Source organism: Vibrio sp. T11.5 (assembly GCF_027587155.1).
Classification (GTDB): Bacteria; Pseudomonadota; Gammaproteobacteria; order Enterobacterales; family Vibrionaceae; genus Vibrio; species Vibrio neptunius.
Map to the genome: position 1 here is coordinate 213,014 of NZ_JAPPTP010000003.1, position 15,737 is coordinate 228,750.

Consider the following 15,737-nt stretch of genomic DNA (forward strand, 5'->3'; position numbering starts at 1 on the left):
GTCTCAGCAAGTGGCTATTCCCCCACTTGCTGTTGCCAGAGTTTCGCGTATAAGCCTTGCTGGGCAATCAATTCATCGTGTGTGCCGCTTTCGGTCACTTGGCCTTTATCGAGCACAAGAATGTTATCGGCATGGCGAATGGTGTTTAGTCGATGGGCAATGCTGATCACGGTTCGCCCGCGGCAAATGTCATCCATATTGCTCATGATGGCGGCTTCAGAGTGATAGTCGAGTGCAGACGTCGCTTCGTCGAGCAATAAGATCCTCGGGTCCACCAATAGGGCTCTTGCTAAAGCAATGCGCTGCCGTTGGCCACCAGACAGGGAGGCACCTTTCTCGCCCACAGGCTGGTTAAAACCGTGAGGCAGCCCTTCAATAAACTCTAACGCCCCCGCTAGTTGTGCGGCATGGCGAACCTCTTCGTCGCTGGCTTGCGGTTGACACAAACGAATGTTGTCCGCCACGCTGCCGGAAAAGAGGATGCTTTCTTGCAATACTACGCTCATGTTGCGGCGCAGAGAAACCGGGTCGGCAATCGCTAGATCCATCCCATCGACCAATACTTGTCCATGTTGAGGAACGTATAAGCGCTGCAGCAAACGCGTAAGCGTGCTTTTTCCTGAACCTGAAGGGCCTGTAACGCCAATAAATTGCCCAGGCTTAATCTTGAGGGACAAATTGGCTAGCACTTCTGGTGCATCCTCGTGATAACGAAAACGAATGTTACTAAATTCAATGCCGCCCTCAAGCTCGGGCACTGAGGCTAAACCTTGTTTACTGTTCTCTCTGGGTTCATCGAGAATATCGCCCACGCGTCTTAACGCGATGAGCGTATGCTGAAAATCTTGCCAAATTTGCGCCAGTCTCAAGACCGGCTGCGTGACATGGCCAGCGAGCATGTTGAATGCCACTAATTGACCGGGTGTAATTTCCCCCTTGAGCACTGCGTTCACGCCCCACCAAAGCAGTAGTGCCGAGGTTAGCTTCTGCACCAGAGCGATCGCTTGCCCTGCAACCAGTCCGGATTTTTGCGCGTCAAAGCTTCGGTTTAATTGTTGGCTAAGAATACGTTTCCACTGGTCGAGAAAGCGGTGTTCTGTCGCTGTGGTCTTGATGGTTTCAATGCCAGAGATGGCCTCGGTCAAAAATGTGGTGGTATTGGCGTCGGACTCATATTCAGATTCGACTTTTTTGCGGATCAGCGGCCCCGCGATTAGCCACAGCACAAAGTAAACCACCAATGAGCCAATCACCAACCAAGTGAGCGTGCTGGCGTAGTGAAACATCACGGCGAGGAATACGGTGACAAAAATCAGATCGAGTAACAGCATCAATGTCGACCCTGTCAGAAACTGGCGGATTTGTGCCATTTCACGTACTCGAGCAATGATCTGTCCGGTTTGACGTTGCTTGAAATAGGTCAATGGCAAACCGACTAAGTGACGATACAGCCGGCCTGAAAGCTCCGCGTTGACTTGGCTAGCAAGGTGGCCAAACACTGTATTTCGTAAATAACTGTATACTGGTTCGGCAATGGCCAAGGCCAACATGGCAAGGGCCAGCACGTGCAAGCTGGATAAGCTGCGTCCAACCAGCACTTTGTCAATGACATTCTCAAACAACATTGGGCTAACGAGGGCAAACACCTGTAATGCGATGGCGTAAAAAAACACATCACGCAGTTGGCTCTTTTGCCGAAGAATCGATGGGGCAAACCAGTTTAAGCCAAACTTTACCTCTTTGCTGCTTAACTGCTCATCGGCGAGCAGCATGACTTTATGTTCACCCTGAGAGGGGGTTGTCGCAATAGGTTGCGTTTGCAACTGTTGTGTTTGAGGGTCATAAAGCGTGCATGCCCCCTCGCTGATCTGAGTCATGACCCTCCAGCCATGGTCATCTTCGATAAGCGCAGGAAGAGGGAGTGTGTCGAGCGCGGGTGGGCGCAGTGTTGTGATTTGGCTTTTTAGGCCCAGATAGTCGGCAGCTTCTCTCATCTCCATGTCACTGAGGTGGGCATGATTTAAGCCTAACGCATGCTTAAGCTGTGAGCTGGAGTATTGCTTGTGGAATTGCTGGCCTGCATAAACTACCGCCTCAACACCCCAGTTATTAGCTGGGTTTGCTTGCGGTCGATCGTGCTCTGTGGCGATGCTATTGTCGTGGGCAGATAAAGTGACGGTCATCGCTATCGCTCCCTCAGCGCTTCAGCTTGATATTCTCTAATGGGGCTGAGTAGGTAGTCGATCACACGTCGCTTATCGGTTTTTATCTCAGCAACCACAGACATGCCTGGGGTGAGCTCAACGGTTTGCCCATCAACAACAATATTGTTTTTCTTGAGTTGTACTTGAGCCGGAAAAACCAGCCCCTGTTGTTCGTCGGTAGTGGAATCTCGAGAGATGCTCAGTAGTTCCGCCTCTATGGTGCCGTAGCGGGTATAGGGAAAGGCGTCCACTTTGACGGTGACGGATTGACCTGGATAGACAAACCCCACGTCTTTGTTGAGAATCTGTACTTCTGCAATCTGCACGCTGTTTTCCGGCACTATAATCATCAAATTTTGCGCAGGTTGTAGCACTGCCCCAAGGGTATAGACGCTGAGTTGTTGCACTGTGCCATCGACGGGAGAGCGAATGAGTTCCAACTGCTCGCGCTCACGCACTTTAGACAGTTCTTGATTTAACGAAGCCAGTTGCAATTTAGCTTGGCGGCGTTTTTCAAGCCACTCACGTTGTTTCTGCGCTTTGAAGCTGGTTTGGCGCTCTTCTAGGCTCTCATACTGAGATTGTAGTATTTGCAGTTGTGCTTGTTGCTGAGCGACTTGACGCTGTACTTCCAGCAGCTCTTTTTCTTGCTCCAGATACTCGACATGGCCAATCACTTTGACTTGATTGAGTCTTTTACGCGCCTCAAGACGCTGACTGATGTTGTCGGTAAGCTGAATGAGCGCATTGATATCGCTTTGTCGCGCGGCTTGAGAGGTACGGTTGACCTTCATTTCTGCGTGAATGCTGGCCAAAGTGGCCTCAAATTCTCGTTTCTCGCTGAGATAGTTTTCTCTGATCAGTGCTTGTTGTTGTGCTGGCAAGGCTCTGAACGTCGGAGCCTCAATGAGAGGTTGCTCGTTGATCAAAGTGCGGTAACGAATCAGTTCATTGGTTTGAAATTCCGATTGAGTGAGCAAACGCATGATGTCTTGATTCACCCCAAGCGTATCTAAGGTCAAGAGTGGCGACCCTTTTTCAACGCGCTGACCATCTCTGACATGGATGTTCATGACGCGGCTTTGTTCATAAGCTTGGATAACCTGAGAGCGCCCCGAGACAACAAACCGACCTGTGGCGGTGGCTTGTACATCCAATTTACCCCAATAGGCCCAAAGCAAGGTAGCGAGTACACCGAGGCTTAATGTGATGGCCGTTAGCCGTGCAAAGGGTGACGGTGGCTTTTGCGCTAAAGCCAGATGCGCAGGCAAAAACTCATAATGGTGTCCGAGAATTTGACGAGGCTGACCTATTGCCAAGAAACGCTTGATGATATGGGTCATGCCGTGGTGTCCTCTTGTTTGAGTTCTTGCTGAAGCTGCCATAACTGTTTGTATTGTTTGCCGTGGGTTAGCAGTTGTTGATGCGAGCCTTGCTCTACAATCGCGCCTTGGTGAAGCACAATGATGCGATCACAATCCCGAACGGTCGATAAGCGATGAGCGATGGTGATAACGGTGCGTCCTTGGGCGATGTTGGCCATGTTGGACTGAATTAACGCCTGTGATTCATCGTCTAAAGCGCTGGTGGCTTCATCCAGAATCAAGACCGTTGGATCTGACAACAGTGTTCGTGCAATGGCAAGTCGTTGTCTTTGGCCTCCAGATAGCGATTGTCCGCCTTCGGCTAGAATGGTGTCGTAGCCCAAGGGTAATCTGAGGATAAATTCATGTGCGCCAGAGAGCTTTGCCGCTTCAATAATGTCTTCTAAACGGGCATCGGGTTTAGATTGGGCTATGTTGTCACTCACGCTTTTGTTGAATAAGAAATTGTCCTGCAGTACCACCCCCACTTGCTGTCTCAAGTGTTGAATGTGGAGGTGATTGAGTGGGATGCCATCAATCGTGATGGTGCCTTGTTCTGGGCTATAAAGTCGCAACAATAAGCGCGCTAAAGTACTTTTCCCTGAACCAGAGGTGCCGACGACGCCTAAGGTTTCCCCTGCTCGAATGTCCAGCGACAAGTTGTTGATGGTGGGGGGAATATCTGGCTGGTAGCGAAAGGTGATATTGTTAAAAGAGACCGCGCCTTGCAGTGTAACCTGGTCACTGCCAGTGTGTTGTTCTACTGGCAGGTTGAGCATATCCGCCAGTTTTTCTACGGCGACACGAGTTTGAATAAATTGCCCCCACAAGTCGACCAGGCGCGCTAGAGGTTGTGCGATGTGATTGGTCATCATATTGAAAGCGATCAATTGACCAATCGTCATTTCAAGAGAGAGAACTTCGGTCGCTCCCAGCCATAAAATGGCGACACTCGTGACTTTTTGCAGTAACTGAACAGCGTGATTGGAGCGGTTATTGAGTTGTTTAACATCGTAACCCGTTGAAACCATTTTTTCGGTTTGTTCATCCCAGCGGCGTATAAATCGCGGTTCAACCGCCAAACTTTTCAACGTTTCACTACCGGCGACGGTTTCGGTCAGAAAGGATGTATTAGCGGCGGCATGTGAAAACTGTTTTTCAACCGCGGCCTGCATTCGCGGTGTTAGCCACCAAGCAAGAAGGGCGTAACAGGGTATGGTGGCGATGAAAAGCCAAGTGAGGGGCCCGGAAAGTACGCTCATGACAAATAGGAAGACGAACATAAACAGCACTTCGACCGTAAGTGTAAACATGGAGCCAGTCAAAAACTCCCGTACGGTGTCGAGCTCCCGTACGCGTGTCACAATGGCGCCAACTTGGCGAGATTTGAAAAACATCAATGGTAGGCCAAACAGATGCTTCACCAACTTTAGCCCGAGCTGTATATCAATCCGATTGGCGGTGTGGGCATATTGATATTCACGTAAACCGCGAAGGACCACTTCGAGCACCCCGGTAACGACGAGGCCAAATACCAGCACATCTAGCGTTGACCATGCTTGGTGAACCAATACTTTGTCCATCACCACTTGGAAAAAAAGAGGGGAAATCAGGGCGAGGATCTGCAGGACAAAAGAGAACAACAGGATCTCACTCAAGACTCGTTTATGCTGCAGAAATTCGGGAATGAACCAAGTGATGTCAAATCGTGATTGCGCTTGTTTTATTTCGAGAGACTTTTTGTTCCAAGCTGCATTCAGTTCTTGATATGAAACTATATCTGGATTTTCTTTATTAGGCCTTTGTATTAAACATTTATCTTTATTAGATTTTGCTAAAATAAATGGTGTGTCTTGTGAATCAAATAAAATAGCAGGGGTTTTAATTTTGTCTATGCTTTTAAATGGTGAATGTTTTTTAGTTATTCTTACGTCGTTTTCTTTTTGTATTTTTTTTAGTTCTTCTTTGTAATTTTTAGCATTTATTAAATTAGAATTTTCTTTTAATCGTTCTCTATTGCCGCTGATGATACTTAAATAAAATTGGATGCATATCAGCGTCAACCCTTCATTATTTGACATAATTAAATTACTTAGCCGATGTTATTTTCAGCGCCTAGAAATGAGCTGAATCCTATCACTGCTTGTTAACACGATCAATCACCATTTGTGGGTGCTTTACCCGACAATAGGCTGATTTTGGTTATTTATTGTACTAATTCAATTTGTAATGATGATGGGTGTCTCATTATTGAGTAACTGGTGTGATTGTTACATTGATATGGTATTGAGTGAGTAATAGACAAAAAATAAAAGATTTTTTACTCTAATTTAGTTTATTTAAGTCTATTGATGGTCCATGTTTTCCGATGTAATATTTCGGCACAAAATAACATTACAATAATTATCTATGGCTGAATTTTTATATTTTGCCTTTTAATTTATCTTTCAGACTGAAAGCCATTTCATTTAAGGATGAGGGGCTTTTACTGTGTCTATTAAAATAAATCGGGGAAATTTATGACTGAGAAGTTTGTTCAAACAGTATCTAGTGTTAACTACAATAAAGGTGTTTTTTCTCTTTATTTCGTAGGTCAGGATCAAAACAATATGGCGAATGGCGTAATGGCTGAAAGCGATAATGATCTTGAACTTAAGCAAGTTGTCCATATGCCTGCCTCTGGATTTATGTACATGGTCTCGATGATTAAGAACATGTTAGAAGATCCAAGAATGGAAGCTGAATTTGACAAGCTAGTGGCAGCCGGTTTTCTGCCAGCAGGTGATGCTGAGGTAAACCAGGCGGAAGAATCACCAGCGGAACCTCTCGTGGAAGAGAAAGCCGCTCCGAAAAAACGCACTTCCCGAGCAAAGAAATAACAGCATATCGGTTGATATAGGGCAGATGTCTATTAAACATCAACCAGCAAATCTCACATTAGCTCAAATCCAACAGATGATAGGTGGTGTCATGCTGCTGAGTCAGCACTCGCCCCTTCATCGACGATATGTGGTTGCAGAGTGGCAACAGCGTATTATGCCTGCATTTGAGCTAAACCAGTTTTGCTACTACGAAGATGAGCATCGACGCCCAATTGCATTTTGTAATTGGGCGTTTGTCTCTGAGCAGATCCGAGATGAGCTGTTATCTGGAGTGCGCGAAATATCTCCATCCGACTGGCGTTCTGGCCAGCATATCTACATTCCAGAGATGATTGCTCCATTCGGGCATGGTCGTGAAGTCGTCAACGATCTTCGTCGCCGTGTATTTTTACCGTGGAAGGGGCAGAAAGTCTGCACTGTCCGCGGCAAAGTGGATGCTCAAAATGACCGCTGTATCAGAAATGTACAGTGGTTTTCTATTTAACTCCTAAACAAGAGTTTGGCTTATGGGAAAACCATTTTGGAGAAGTGTTGAATACTTCTTCACAGGGAACTATTCCGCCGATAATGGTAACAACGATATTGTTGCTATTGGGTTTGGTGGAGAAATCCATGCCTACGGTGGTGATGATCACGTCACCGTCGGATCGATTGGTGCAACGGTTCATACCGGCAGCGGCAACGATACAGTCGTAGGCGGTTCGGCATATCTAAGAGTGGAGGACTCCACTGGGCACCTTTCTGTAAAAGGCGCTGCAGGATATGCAGATATTAACAAAAGTGGCGATGGTAATGTTTCATTCGCTGGAGCTGCTGGCGGTGTATCGATTGACCATTTGGGTCATCACGGTGATGTCAGTTATGGCGGTGCCGCGGCTTATAATGGCATTAAACGTAAAGGCCTGAGCGGCAACGTCACCTTTAAAGGCGCTGGTGGCTACAATAGCCTTTGGCATGAAACCAACCAAGGTAACCTCTCTTTTGCTGGTGCAGGGGCGGGCAATAAATTGGACCGTACTTGGTTTAACCAATATCAGGGTTCTCGAGGGGATGTGTCCTTTGATGGCGCTGGCGCTGCAAACAGCATTAGTTCTCGCGTTGAAACCGGAAACATCACTTTCCGTGGTGCAGGGGCTGATAACCATTTAGTCCGTAAAGGCAAAGTAGGTGACATTACTTTGCAAGGTGCGGGCGCATCAAACCGCATTGAGCGTACACGCCAAGCGGAAGATGTCTATCAACAAACACACGGTAACATTCGCTTTGAAGGTGTCGGTGGCTACAACAGTCTTTATTCCGATGTTGCCCATGGTGATATCCGTTTCTCCGGTGGCGGCGCTTACAACACCATTACACGTAAAGGCAGTAGCAGTAGCTTTGATGCTCAAGGTATGGAATTTGCCAAAGCGGAAGACATCGTTCTTACTACGGCGCAAATGCATGGTTTATCGATTGATAATGGCAACAAGTTCCATGCGGTGACCGCTGTAAAATCAGAGCGAGAGCCAAATACTTATCTTTTTGCTATCGCAGATGGTGTCTACACCAAAATTAACAAAGTTCGTCTCTACAACGATTCAGAAACGGGTCAACTCAAATACTACTCTGAAGCTTGGTTTAAGCGTGGCAATCATTTAGCAGAGTTGGCTCGTGCCGATGTTTCTTCTGCTGGTGATTTTGAAGTTAATCCAATCAACGGTGGTTACACGCTTTCCAATATAGAACTTCAACACCAACAATCGGTGACGGTTCATGCGGTTGAGCAAGACATTACTGAGTATGAGTGGATAACCTACGCCAATGGTGCACTGATTGATGCGCAAAACGTGGTCTTATCAGATGCGAAAATGGGCGGTCACGCCATTTCGACCGATGGCACTACCGTCGATGTTCAAGCCGTGAAGTCAAATCGACAACCCAATACTTACGTTTATGCGAAAGTCCTTGGGCCTTATACCAAAATTGTGGTGGTTGAACTGGCCAACGACGCCGAGACAGGTGTGCTTAAGTATCAAGCCCGCTCTTGGTACAAAGAAGGTGATCATACCGCAAACTTAGCGAACGAAGATATTTCGTCTGCAAACGGATACCACTCAATGGGTAAAGGCGGTTATTCACTCAGTGCTCTGAATTACAGCGTTAACGCGATAAGAAGCATGAGTGAAACTGTTGCAGATATCGACGAATACACCGATCAAACCTTGTTTAGGCCAGCGACCGACAGCGGTGAAAGCTCTGGTGATGTGCATTTCAATGGTGCGGGTGGCGGTAACGTCATCAAGTCCAATGTGACGCGCGGCAATGTTTACTTTAATGGTGGTGGTATTGCTAACGTCATCTTACACAGTTCGCAGTTCGGCAATACCGAATTCAACGGTGGTGGTGCGGCAAACGTGATCGTCAAAAGTGGCGAGGAAGGGGATCTCACCTTCCGAGGTGCGGGATTGGCGAACGTATTGGTGCATCAAAGCAAGCAAGGCAAGATGGATGTTTATGCAGGTGGTGCGGTCAACGTATTGGTTCGTATCGGCGATGGTCAATACCTTGCGCATTTGCTGGCGTACGGCAATATCTCTGTGCACAAAGGCAATGGCAACAGTCGAGTCGCGATGCTGGGTGGTTACAATACCCATACCCAAATCGGTTCTGGCCACGGTTTGTGGTTAGCGGCGGGCGGCTTCAATGTAATGACGCAAGTCGGTAACGGTGAGGTAACATCCGTGCTTGCGGGTGGGGCGAACGTACTAACCAAAGTGGGTGACGGTGAACTCACCGCAGGCATGTTGGGCGGTGCGAACGTGATGACTCACATTAGTGGGGATGAACAAGCCTCAAACACCACCGCGGTAGCCCTAGGCGGTGCCAACATTCTGACCAAAAAAGGTAAAGGGGATGCCCTTGCTGTGATGGGTGGTGGCGCAAACGTGCTGACTCATGTCGGTGATGGTTCAACAACCGGTGTGATGGTGGGTGGTGCGAACATCCTCACCAAGGTGGGTAATGGCGACACGACAGGTATTATGCTTGGGGTTGGCAACGTTCTGACCCACGTTGGTGATGGTCAAACTCTTGGTGTGATGGGGGCGGCAGGCAACATTTTCACCAAAGTGGGCGATGGAACGTCTATTGCGGCTATGATTGGTGCGGGCAATATTTTCACCCATGTGGGCGAGGGGAATGCTTGGGCACTGATGGGTGGCCTAGGTAACGTCTTTACCAAAGTAGGCAACGGTGATGCGTTGGCCTTAATGGTGGCAGAAGCTAACGTCTTCACGCACATTGGTGATGGCATGTCAGTGGCGCTGATGCTTGCCAAAGGCAACGTTGCGACCAAAGTGGGCAACGGCACCACACTCGCTGCAATGGTTGGGAACGCCAATATCTTTACTCACATTGGCAATGGCAGCACGTTTGCTGCGATGATTGGTCAAGCCAACGTCATGACCAAAGTCGGTAATGATCTGACAGCGGCGCTGATGGTCGGTAAAGCGAACATCTACACGCATGTCGGCGATGGAACCAGTTTAGGATTGTTCGCCGGTGAAATGAACGTGATGACGAAAGTCGGTAACGGTACAACCTTGGCGGCGATGTTTGGCAAAGCCAACATCATGACGCATGTTGGCGATGGTCTCACGGGCGTGTTAGCACTGGGCGAAGCCAATATTGTCACCAAAGTGGGTGATGATTTCATGGGCGTGGTGGCAGCAGCAAAAGCGAACGTCGTGACTCATGTTGGTGATGCAACAACCGCAGCGGTATTGGCTGGCAAAGGTAATATCCTCACCAAAGTGGGCGAAGGCACCACAGTGGGTTTGTTGATATCTGATATCGGCAACGTGATGACCCATGTCGGAGATGGCACGACCATAGGTATTGCCAAAGGCAAGGCCAATATCGTGACCAAGGTCGGCGATGGTTTGGGCATCAATGTCGCTTGGGGGCAAGCTAACGTGTTTACCCAAGTGGGCGACGGTGATCGCTACAACTTTGCCAAAGGTGAAGCCAACATCATCACCAAAGTGGGAGATGGCCAAGAAGTCTCCGTGGTGCAAGGTAAAGCCAACATCATTACTCATGTGGGTAATGGCGACGACTACACCGGAGCTTGGGGTAAAGCAAACGTCATTACTAAAGTGGGCGATGGCCGCAACGTGGTACTGGCAAAAGGTGAGGCCAACATTGTTACCCAAGTGGGCGATGGTGATAGCTTCAACGCCCTTTGGAGCAAAGGCAACGTCGTGACCAAAGTGGGTGATGGTATGCAGGTGACTGCTGCGAAAGGCAAAGCCAATATCACCACCACGGTCGGTGATGGTTTGAGTGTGACGGCTGCCTACGGTGACGCCAACATCAACACCAAGGTGGGCAATGGTGTTTCTGTTAACGTGGCTTGGGGCAAATACAATATCAACACGAAAGTGGGGGATGGCCTCAATGTCGCAGTCATGAAAGGCAAAGCCAACGCTAATATTCACATCGGTGACGGTCTCAACATCAATGCCTCTTACGCAAGAAATAACGTGGCAATTAAAGTCGGTAACGGCGACTTTTACAGCTTAGCGGTTGCATCGAGTAACACCAGCAGCAACAAGCTCTCGGCATTGTTTGATAACATCAAACAAACACTATTGGGTGTCGGTGGCAGCCAGGCTATTAACTACTTGGTTCAAGGTGATGAAGCTTCGACATCCGGCACGCAAAAAGGTCGTGGTGCGATTGCAACACCTGAAATCACCAAGCTGGATGGTTTCCAAATGGATGCCATTGAAGAAGTGAGCTCGGACTTGGGTGATAGCCTAACAGGCAGTGTCACTGAGGTGGATACCCCAGACCTCAACGAGATGGACAATGATCTCAACATTGACGGCGCTCCTGATAACGCTCCGAATCTGATTGTGAATGGTGATTTTGAACAAGGTGATCGTGGTTGGCAATCGACACACGGTGTTGAAGCGTCTTACTCGGGTAGCGTGTATGGCGTGAATGGAGAAGGCCATGGCACACGCGTCACTGAGCTGGATACCCACACCAATACCAGTCTTTATCAAGATTTGACCGATCTTACAGAAGGTGAAGTTATTGCAGTGAGCTTTGATTTTGCAAAACGTGCAGGTCTATCGAATAACGAAGGCATTGAATTGCTTTGGAACGGTGAAGTCGTCTTCTCATCGTCTGGTGATGCCTCTGCTTGGCAGCAAAAAACCTTAAAACTGACCGCACATGCTGGCAGTAACCGAATCGAATTCAAAGGCACAGGCCACAATGATGGGCTGGGCTATATCTTAGATAATGTCGTGGCGAAATCGGAATCTTCGCCACAAGCCAACGCAGTGAGTGGGCACGCGACACAAAATCAAGCGTCGCAGAATGCCCTATCAGACAAAGAGCGCGCAGAAGCGGATCGTCAGCGCCTTGAACAAGAAAAGCAGAAACAGCTTGATGCTGTCGCGGGTTCACAAAGTCAATTGGAGTCGACCGACCAACAAGCCATAGAAAATAACGGTCAGGCTCAACGTGATGCAGTAAAAGAAGAATCGGAAGCTGTGACCGCTGAGTTGACAACATTGGCGCAAGGTCTCGATGTGCTTGATGGCCAAGCCACGCATACTGGCAAGTCAGGCGAACAATGGCGCAACGATTTTGCCGGCGGTTTGCTCGATGGCGTTCAAAGCCAGATCGACGATGCCAAGCAGCTAGCTAGTGACAAGATGGCGGCGGCGAAGCAGACGCTATCTGACAATAACAGCAAAGTTAAAGATTCTATTGCCAAGTCTGAAGCGGGTGTCGCCAAAGGTGAGCAAAATCGAGCAGGTGCAGAGCAAGACATCGCAGAAGCTAAAGCCGATGCAGAAACACGCAAAGCCGATGCTGTGGCGAAAAGCCACGACGCGAAACAGGCCGAATCTGACGCACACAGCGCTGCAAACGACGCACAATCGCGTGGTGATCGCGATGCAATGAATGCCGAAAATAAAGCCAACCAAGCACAGAATGATGCGCAAGGGGCGAAGCAAAACGAAGACGATCGTCCAGACCGGCAAGGCGTGGCTGGCAGCGGCCTTTCGGGTAACGCTCATCGCGTGGAAGGGGCTGGTGAAACGGGCAGTCATGTTAACACCGATAGTCAAACAAACGCTGATGGTCGATTCAGTGATGGCTTGACCGAGCAAGAGCTGGAAGCGCTAGAAGGGGCGACAAACGCCGTGAATCGTCTGCAAATTAACGCAGGTATTCGCAGTAAGAACAGTGGTAGCACCATCACTTCCATGTTCACTGAATCGAACGCTGACAGCATTGTGGTAGACACTACTGTGTCTCAGGATGTGGTTCGAAAAGAGGTTCGCATTTCTGGGGTGAATTTAGTAGGGCTTGGTGAAGCTTCGCATGATGGATCTGAGGTCGGAACGGCAGTCAATACTATGTTGCGTGAATCTCTGCCCTTTTACTCACTTCGTACCGAGCGTAATCTCTTGGTGCAAGAAGGCGATGAAGGTTTCGAAGTCCGCTCATGGCCGGGTTCCGATGATAAGAGCAAGACCATCCTTCTGGATAATCCTGAAGATGCCGCTCAACAAAAAGCCATTGAGCGCTTCATTCTAGCAAACTTCGACGATTTCGAGCAGATGCCAGATGAGCTCTTCTTAGTGGACAACAAGGTGCTCTCGCATCACGATGGCCGCACGCGAATTTTGGCTCAGAAAGAAGACGGTGCTTGGACGTACAACACCAACTCAGAGTTGATGTCGGTAACTGAACTACTTGATGCTGCTCATGTAAGCGGTAAAGTGCGTGGTGAAAGCTACCAACAAGTGATCGATGCTTTGGCTGAGTATCATGCGAGTACAGCTGAACACGCAGACTATGAACTTGAGTCAGTGGAGCAGCTGGTCAACTTACGTAAAAAGATTGAAGGTTATGCTCTGGGCCATCCAGATTCTGGTCGTCTTGAAGCGATGAACTCACTGTTAAATCAGGTTAATTCACGTTTAGAAGAAGTCTCTGTTCTGGCGGTCTCTGAACAAAGCATCAAAGCGCACGATAGTTTTAGCCGTCTATATGATCAGCTTGACAATGCCAACTTAAAACAGAGTAAACATCTGTATCTGGATGGAAATGGCGATTTCGTCACTAAGGGTAAAGGCAATCTTGCCAAGATCGATCAGCTAGGTGGTAGCGATGCTGTACTTGAAAAAGTAAAAGCATCCGTAAGTTATGAATATGGTCAAGCCATCGCTGATACGATCTTCGCTGGGCTTTCTGCCAATGAACTTGCCAAAGATGGCAAAGGCATTGATATCACTGGGTTAAACAGAGTACACCAAGCGCTTGAACAGCATATGTCACCAGTGAGCGCAACCATGTACATTTGGAAGCCGAGTGATCACAGCGCGTTAGGTCACGCCGCATTGCAAATTGGCCAAGGGCGCACGCAGATCGACGCTCAAGCCGCGGCCGACTTCAACAAACAAAATTACGTCAGTTGGTGGCCACTCGGTAGCAAGTCATCCAATATCCGCAATATCTTCAACGTGGCGACAGAATATCAGCCAGATCTCAAACTACGCTGGAGCGACTTCAGTCAACCGGCGCATCAAAATGATACACTTGAGCATGATATGGCATCGGAAGAAAACGATGGCTTTGGCTTGAACGATGGCGAAACTAAGCTGAAACGCTTTATCGAAAAGCTCAACGCCGCGAAAGGTATTGACGCAGCCTACAAAGATGCCTCTGAAGGTTATGCGAGTGTGCTACTGGGCAATCCGGATATGCTTGTATCGACAGGCATTCCAGCGCATGTTTTCCAGCCATTCGTCGATCAATGGAATGACACCAGCTACGACATGATGGACGTAGCAAACCGTTTTGCTCAAGAGCTACAGAAACAAGCTCAAGCTAGTGGTGATCCAGCCCTTGTGGCAAAACGCATCGACAACGTGGTTCGTCTGTTTGCTGAGAGAGCGCTGGAAGAAATCGAAGCCTTTAAAGCTAGCCAAGCTGATGAAGGTCGAGTGTTCCGCATCAACCTAGAAGGCTTGGATGTGGCGGCGATGCAAACAGAGTGGAATCGTTTAAGTCACGATCCAGATGCTCGCTATCAGTTGTTGACCAAAAACTGCTCAAGTACAGTCGCAAAAGTGTTAAAAGCGGGTGGGGCTGACAAACTTATCGGTCACACATGGCGACCTAAGTTTGGTGTTTGGACGCCGACAGAGCTTTTCAACTTTGGTCAGGCATTGCAGGAAGCTCAGCTTGAGATTGCCGTGAAGAAGCAAAGTCATCAAGTGAATGATGACCTTGATGCCTTGTCAGGCAGTGAGAAGCACAAAGACAAGGTGGCGATTGAAAATGATGGTACGCCGCCGCGCGATAAAGTATCTCTTAGCCCGCTGACTCGATTCCTCAACAATGAGTTATACGGTGAGAGAGATGCGCGTCGCAAGATTGGCGACATCACGCAAACCCTACTTGATCATGCGGTAGAAAAGGGTGAATCGCAGAAAGTCACCCTGAAAGGGGAAGCGGGCCGTCTAACGGGGTATTACCATCAGGGAACGGCCTCAAGCGACGGTGAAACGAGCACGACAAGCGGTAAAGTTGCGCTGTTCCTGCATGGTTCTGGCTCGTCTGCTGAAGAGCAAGCGAGTGCGATTCGCAGCCACTACCAGAAACAAGGTATCGACATGCTCGCAGTCAACCTGCGTGGCTATGGTGAAAGCGATGGCGGACCAAGCGAAAAAGGTTTGTACCAAGACGCTCGCACCATGTTCAACTACCTAGTGAATGACAAGGGTATTGACCCAAGTAACATCATACTGCACGGCTACTCAATGGGCGGTCCAATTGCCGCTGATTTAGCACGTTATGCTGCGAAAAATGGCCAAGCGGTGTCGGGCTTATTGCTTGATCGACCTATGCCAAGTATGACCAAAGCCATCACCGCTCATGAAGTGGCGAACCCTGCTGGTATTGTGGGTACGATTGCGAAAGCAGTTAACGGCCAATTCTCGGTGGAGAAGAACCTAAAAGGTTTGCCTCAAGAGACACCAATTCTGCTACTCACGGATAACGAAGGCTTGGGTGAAGAAGGCGAGAAACTGCGTACCAAACTGGCCGTTTCTGGCTACCAGGTGTCGGGCGAACAAACCTTCTATGGCCATGAAGCAAGCAATCGTTTAATGAGCCAATATACGGGAAAAATTGTGTCTGATTTGTTTGATACACAACACATCAAACACAATGAAGCAAAGTTAAACCAAGAATCACACGGCAAGAACTACGAG

5 protein-coding genes and 1 pseudogene are annotated in these 15,737 nt (G+C 48.6%); 3 read left to right on the plus strand and 3 right to left on the minus strand.

Translation table 11 applies throughout. The features are described 5' to 3' along the window. Window positions 1-14: 14 nt before the first annotated feature. From OH455_RS05500 to rtxB, 3 genes are read right to left on the minus strand one after another with little or no spacing between them, the layout of a single operon-like run. Window positions 15-2,183 carry a type I secretion system permease/ATPase gene (locus OH455_RS05500; RefSeq protein WP_269980632.1) on the minus strand — a complete coding sequence of 723 codons (2,169 nt, stop codon included), beginning with the start codon at window positions 2,181-2,183 and terminating at the stop codon, window positions 15-17. Between the two features lie 2 nt (window positions 2,184-2,185). Continuing rightward, a complete protein-coding gene (locus tag OH455_RS05505; protein WP_269980633.1) occupies window positions 2,186-3,547 on the minus strand; it encodes an HlyD family type I secretion periplasmic adaptor subunit in 1,362 nt (453 codons plus the stop codon). Then, window positions 3,544-5,649, minus strand: coding sequence for an RTX toxin T1SS ABC transporter subunit RtxB (gene rtxB / locus OH455_RS05510; RefSeq protein ID WP_269980634.1), 2,106 nt, complete (start codon window positions 5,647-5,649; stop codon window positions 3,544-3,546). Before rtxB ends, OH455_RS05505 begins: the two co-directional genes overlap by 4 nt. A 438-nt stretch (window positions 5,650-6,087) precedes the next feature. On the opposite strand from rtxB, the gene rtxH reads away from it, so the two are divergent. The 3 genes and pseudogenes from rtxH to rtxA all read left to right on the plus strand — a co-directional run. Further along, on the plus strand, window positions 6,088-6,447 hold the full coding sequence (gene rtxH, locus OH455_RS05515) for a protein RtxH (RefSeq protein ID WP_045977681.1): 360 nt from the start codon (window positions 6,088-6,090) through the stop codon (window positions 6,445-6,447). Between the two features lie 25 nt (window positions 6,448-6,472). Continuing rightward, complete coding sequence (rtxC, locus tag OH455_RS05520) at window positions 6,473-6,934, plus strand: RTX toxin-activating lysine-acyltransferase RtxC (protein ID WP_045977682.1); 462 nt, start codon at window positions 6,473-6,475, stop codon at window positions 6,932-6,934. Between the two features lie 22 nt (window positions 6,935-6,956). After that, window positions 6,957-15,671, plus strand: a pseudogene (gene rtxA / locus OH455_RS05525) (MARTX multifunctional-autoprocessing repeats-in-toxin holotoxin RtxA); the annotation flags it as partial. Window positions 15,672-15,737 lie beyond the last annotated feature (66 nt).

Excerpts from the sequence above, each read along its gene's own strand:
- OH455_RS05500 (WP_269980632.1), bottom strand. The coding sequence starts at position 2,183 with ATGACCGTCACTTTATCTGCCCACGACAATAGCATCGCCACAGAGCAC.
- OH455_RS05505 (WP_269980633.1), bottom strand. The coding sequence starts at position 3,547 with ATGACCCATATCATCAAGCGTTTCTTGGCAATAGGTCAGCCTCGTCAA.
- rtxB (WP_269980634.1), bottom strand. The coding sequence starts at position 5,649 with ATGTCAAATAATGAAGGGTTGACGCTGATATGCATCCAATTTTATTTA.
- rtxH (WP_045977681.1), top strand. The coding sequence starts at position 6,088 with ATGACTGAGAAGTTTGTTCAAACAGTATCTAGTGTTAACTACAATAAA.
- rtxC (WP_045977682.1), top strand. The coding sequence starts at position 6,473 with ATGTCTATTAAACATCAACCAGCAAATCTCACATTAGCTCAAATCCAA.